Below are 4,587 nucleotides of genomic sequence, written 5' to 3' on the forward strand. Positions count from 1 at the left end.
CCCCTTTCGAGCGCTGAAACGAATGAGGTTGCTAATCCGTATTCAGCACCACACCTGCATTCTACACGCTAGCGTTAGTAAATAGGACAGGAAAAGGCTGAAAACCACGATTTGCGACCTCCCAAACCGGGAGGTTTTTTCATGTCAGAGTCAATTAGGACAGCAACGGCAGAGCCGCAACGCGGCTCCTTGATACCATTACGAACTTACGAGCCGCCGCAGGTCAGCGAACGTGCAGAGCATCGGCGGGAGAGGTACCGCCGCCGTGCCGTCGCTCAGCGTCGTGAGATTCGACAAGCCAGGGCGGCAGCCGATTTAGACCCAGACGGAAAAGACGGGTTCGCGAAGCCGAGCCGCCGGGTATGGTGCGGCAGGGCGCGGACGTTCGGCAGCGTCGCGGTGAAGGTGCGCCACGACGAGGGCGGGAGCCACGCCCATTTCTCAGGCGTGCAGCACTGCGGCAGCGTCTGGGCTTGCCCGGTTTGCGCCCCCATCATCCGCAGGGAGCGCGCGGATGAAATAACCGAGGGAGCGCGCCGTCATATCGCCATGGGAGGCGGTATTGCTATGGTGACGTTCACCATCAGGCATAGCAGGGCAGACGGCCTCAGCGACTCAATGCAGGTTCTGGCGGATGCATATAGCGACATGAGCCGTTCGCGAGCGTTCCGAGGCTGGAAAGCCGAGCGGGGCATGATCGGGCACATCACGTCAACGGAAATAACGTATGGCGTGAACGGCTGGCACCCTCACCGCCACGTGCTAATGCTGTTCAGCCGCCCTGTTTCCCATGAGCAGGAAAGGGTGTTGCAAGGTGAGCTGTTCGCCATGTGGAGCCATGCCGTGGAGCGTTCGGGAGGCGAGACGGTGAGCCGGGAGGCATTCGATGTGAGAGCCGTCACGAGCGGAGAGGAACAGGTGGCCTCATACGTCACGAAAACGGTTAAGGGCGTTGAGGGCATCGGTAAAGAGGTTTCGTTGGCGGACGTGAAAGCGGGGCGCGCCTCAGGCTCAATCAACCCGTTTCAGCTGCTAGACGTGGAGACGCTGGACGCTGAAAGGCTTTGGAATGAGTACGCCGATGCAACCAAAGGCCGCTCGGCCATTCGCTGGAGCCGTGGGCTGCGCGACGCTCTGGGCATGGGCAGGGAAAAGACTGACCAGGAAATCGTGGACGAGATGGAACGCATAGGCGAGATTCAGTTGCTTATCGCGCCGTCGCTGTTCAACCGTTCCGTTCGCTCCTATCGTTCGGCGTGCCTGATTCTGGAAGCCGCAGAGCGCGGTGATTACGGATACATACGGCGGACGCTAGGCGGCTCTGGGTACACGATAACGTTACCAGACGGCCACACCGTGGCTATGATGTGCGACTATATGACAGAGGCCGCATAGCCGTACACGTTGCCATACGGTGCCATACGCAAGCCATACGCCATTAGAACCGCCATTGAAACCGAGGGTGAAGCAAGGAAACCATGCGAACATGACCAAAGTAAAACGTACATATCGGCTGGAGCAAGAGACGCTGGACAGACTGTCGGATATAGCCGATGCTGAGGGCATGACGGCAACCGAAGCTCTGGAGCGTGCCATACGGGCGTATGGTCAGGTGCCAGACGGTAGCCATACGGATAGCCAGACGGTTTCAAAGGTTGATTCTGCGGCGATTGATGCTCTGGCGGTCGAATTGGAGAGATTGCATGGCCAGCTTGACGTGAAGGACGCTCAGATCGCGAAGCTAGGCGAGGCTCTGGCGGACGCGCAGACCACGGCGAAGGGTGCTCAGGCGCTCCACGCGGCCACGGCTAAGACGTTGGCACTGGAGAGCACGGAACAGAAAAAGAGCCTCTGGAGACGTCTCAGAGAGGCTTTGAGAGGTTAACAGTAGCCTATTTTCGCCGCTTTAATCTGAATTATCTGAAGCCGCGTACCTCTTGACCATCCGGGCGAGGCGGACGGCTGCGAAATCCGCCAGCTCATCGGCAAAGTCCGTAAAATCACCCAAAGCTATCTTGGCCGTCGTGCCGTCGTGCTCAATCGTAACGGGAATGTTCTTGCTAGTAATATTGCTGTTGCCGTCATGATTAACCATTGTGAGACCGCCGTTCATGGTGAGGTGGGCAATCGTGGCATGCACGAGCGCTGTCGCTGGATCATCGTTTATAGCGATTTCATTCGGGAGCTTAACGCTGTAGCCGTTGCGGGCGGCAAGGTTGATGGCAACGGCCACATTCTCATGGTTCGACAGGTATTCGTGACTGGCATTGAACGCCGTGTAATACGCGCTAGCCTCAATATCGTTTCTGTACGGCGAGACGCCCTGAATCCATAGTGCGCTGAACTGCGGAAACGTTGCCTCAATTTGTTTAGCCGCCGATGCTTGAATTGATCGCGTGCCGTTCCTCCATCTGGAGACGGACACCTCAGCGAGATTCGTTCTACGCGCAAATTCAGCGCCACTCATGCCAAGTTCGCTAAGCATCGTTGCAAATCGTTCCTGCTGGGTTGAGTTTGCCGCCATTTTGTCCCCTATTCCTTAACGCATTCGATTAGGTTTCTGTTTATAGTCAAAACATACTGGGCAGGATAACATAGACAACAAGGGCAAGCCAGGCATAGAAAAGGGGTCTTGAATGGGTTCTGAGCAATGGTTGACCTGCAAAGAGGTAGCCGAATACTGGCAGCTTTCACAAAACACGGTCAACCGGATGATTAAGCGCGGGGAATTGGATGCGGTACGGTTCGGTACTGTTTGGCGAATACCTGCGGCATCCGTCGCGGCCTATGAACGAGAGCGAGGTGCTTTAGTGAATGAAAGCTAAGAGAGCTGCCCCCGCGTCTGCGGAGTTGGAAGCTGCGGCAGACGGCGGGGGCATCAAAGACGGCTCGAAAGCCGATACCGACAAGTATATGGCCAAAGTGCGGGCGGCGCGGGAATGGATACGCCTCAACCCCGGTCTGTGGGATGGTATAGAGGCGTGGGCACTCAATGAGGCAGAGCATCAGCGAAAGTTCGCCATACAAACGGCTTTGGAGCGCATCCGCTGGAAGGATTACGTGGATAACGCGGGACAGCCAACCAAGGTTTCGAACGATTACGGCGCGATCTGGGCGCGAATGCTTATGGCAAAGCACCCAGAGATTGAGCCGTACATAACCACGCGCCCGTCCGTTTACGACAAGCTGGAGGTGTTCTGAATGACCCGGAGGTGAAGGAATACCACGAGTAGAGTGCGCCGCTTGTAACCGTGAATTGCATAGAGGATTACCGATTAGAAAGGCATGAAAAATGGAGATCGCGCAAAAAGTATACGAGGCGTTGAAGGCCGACACGCTGGGAATTGCCCAGATCGTCGGCGATCTTGACGAGGTGGAGGGCGCTATCTCGTCCGGCAAGTACACGACCAAGCACATTGAGATCGAGTGGATGCCGAAGCGCGACAGACTGCGCAGTCAGCTTGCGGACGCGAAGGAAGCGACGCTCAGCAAGATTCGCAAGATCGTAGACGACTACAAGCAGGAGCAGGAAGCCGCGCTCGTGCTTGACCCTGCGGCGCTCACGGACGATTACAAGCTGCTCGTTTCCGGCATAGAGCTTACGGAGCGCGACCTGTGCGCCATTCTCGACAGGTCGGGGAACAACCTCACGATGCAGCAGATGACCCACCGCTACGCGAAGCAGCACAACGTGCAGCTTCCGAAGGAGCGCGCCTTCATGGGTGATTCGGAAGCTGCGGAGAGCGTGGGCTTCGCAAACGGCCTTTACGACATAGCGAGCCGCTACACGTCGCGCTACATGGTGCGCACAGACGGCTTGAAGATGCTGGACAAGTTCTTTCTGGTCGAAGGCTAAACGGTGAGGTGTTCTGAGTGACCCCGAAGCAAAAGAGGTTTGCGCGAGCCGTGATAGAGGGGGCAAACCCGAGCGGGGCGTACCGCTCGGCCTATGCGGCGGCAGGGATGAGCGCAAAAAGCGTGGCAAACGAGGCAAACAAGCTGATGAACGACCCCGAGATTTCCCGGATGGTCAGAGAGGGGGAGCAAGAGGCCATGGCCGAATCTGTTTGGTGCAGGGCGCGGGCAATATCGCAGCTGGAGCAGGTGAACCAACGCTGTTTCGATGCGCTCGTGAGCGGTGAGGGCGGGGTGCTTGATAGGTCGGCGCTGTCAGGATTTCTGGAAACGTCGGACAGGCTCAACCGCCTTTGTTTCGTTGATGTTGAAACAGAGGATGCCAAAGCATCGTTTAAGGCCGACCCAGAGCGGCTGAAACGGGTGAATGATGAGAGCTGTCGCGTGTTCGAAAGCAAGCTGTCAACGATTACGGGCTTATAGAGGCTATGAGGCACCGCACGAGGGCGCTTGCGTAGGAAATGGGGTATGGGGTGCTTGCACCCCATCATCGCCTGTTATTCGGGGCACCGTGCGTTTTGGCTGGCTTTCTGAGGCGGTAGAGCAGAGGGACGAAAGCACCTCACCCCGCCATTCAATGCCTTTTATGACGCGTAACGGCTGGATTGAGGCCGCGCGTTAGCTGAGAGCTAAGGCTTCTACCAGCTGTTTTATCTGTGGCCAAACAAAAAA

Annotated in this window: 7 protein-coding genes; 6 read left to right on the forward strand and 1 reads right to left on the reverse strand. The window is 57.0% G+C overall.

The features are described 5' to 3' along the window. Positions 1 to 141: 141 nt before the first annotated feature. Both G7Y49_RS11665 and G7Y49_RS11670 read left to right on the forward strand, forming a co-directional pair. Positions 142 to 1,395, forward strand: coding sequence for a protein rep (locus tag G7Y49_RS11665; protein ID WP_165174007.1), 1,254 nt, complete (start codon positions 142 to 144; stop codon positions 1,393 to 1,395). Positions 1,396 to 1,486: 91 nt separating this feature from the next. Continuing rightward, positions 1,487 to 1,885 (forward strand): hypothetical protein, encoded by a 399-nt coding sequence (locus G7Y49_RS11670; RefSeq protein ID WP_165174009.1) that lies wholly within the window; start codon positions 1,487 to 1,489, stop codon positions 1,883 to 1,885. 21 nt (positions 1,886 to 1,906) lie between these two features. Here G7Y49_RS11670 and G7Y49_RS11675 read toward each other — a convergent pair whose 3' ends face one another. Further along, on the reverse strand, positions 1,907 to 2,524 hold the full coding sequence (locus G7Y49_RS11675; protein WP_165174011.1) for a DNA-binding transcriptional regulator: 618 nt from the start codon (positions 2,522 to 2,524) through the stop codon (positions 1,907 to 1,909). A 112-nt stretch (positions 2,525 to 2,636) separates the two neighbouring features. On the opposite strand from G7Y49_RS11675, the gene G7Y49_RS11680 reads away from it, so the two are divergent. The 4 genes from G7Y49_RS11680 (at position 2,637) to G7Y49_RS11695 (ending at position 4,338) form a co-directional block, all read left to right on the forward strand. Further along, positions 2,637 to 2,825 (forward strand): helix-turn-helix domain-containing protein, encoded by a 189-nt coding sequence (locus tag G7Y49_RS11680; RefSeq protein ID WP_165174013.1) that lies wholly within the window; start codon positions 2,637 to 2,639, stop codon positions 2,823 to 2,825. Further along, a complete protein-coding gene (locus tag G7Y49_RS11685) occupies positions 2,815 to 3,201 on the forward strand; it encodes a hypothetical protein (protein ID WP_165174015.1) in 387 nt (128 codons plus the stop codon). The genes G7Y49_RS11680 and G7Y49_RS11685 overlap by 11 nt, the downstream gene beginning before the upstream one ends. Positions 3,202 to 3,292: 91 nt before the next feature. Then, positions 3,293 to 3,856 carry a hypothetical protein gene (locus G7Y49_RS11690; protein ID WP_165174017.1) on the forward strand — a complete coding sequence of 188 codons (564 nt, stop codon included), beginning with the start codon at positions 3,293 to 3,295 and terminating at the stop codon, positions 3,854 to 3,856. A gap of 17 nt (positions 3,857 to 3,873) precedes the next feature. Beyond that, positions 3,874 to 4,338 carry a terminase small subunit gene (locus G7Y49_RS11695; RefSeq protein WP_165174019.1) on the forward strand — a complete coding sequence of 155 codons (465 nt, stop codon included), beginning with the start codon at positions 3,874 to 3,876 and terminating at the stop codon, positions 4,336 to 4,338. Positions 4,339 to 4,587: the final 249 nt, after the last annotated feature.

It is taken from the genome of Adlercreutzia sp. ZJ242 (assembly GCF_011038995.1).
In the GTDB taxonomy this organism is placed as follows: domain Bacteria; phylum Actinomycetota; class Coriobacteriia; order Coriobacteriales; family Eggerthellaceae; genus CAAEEV01.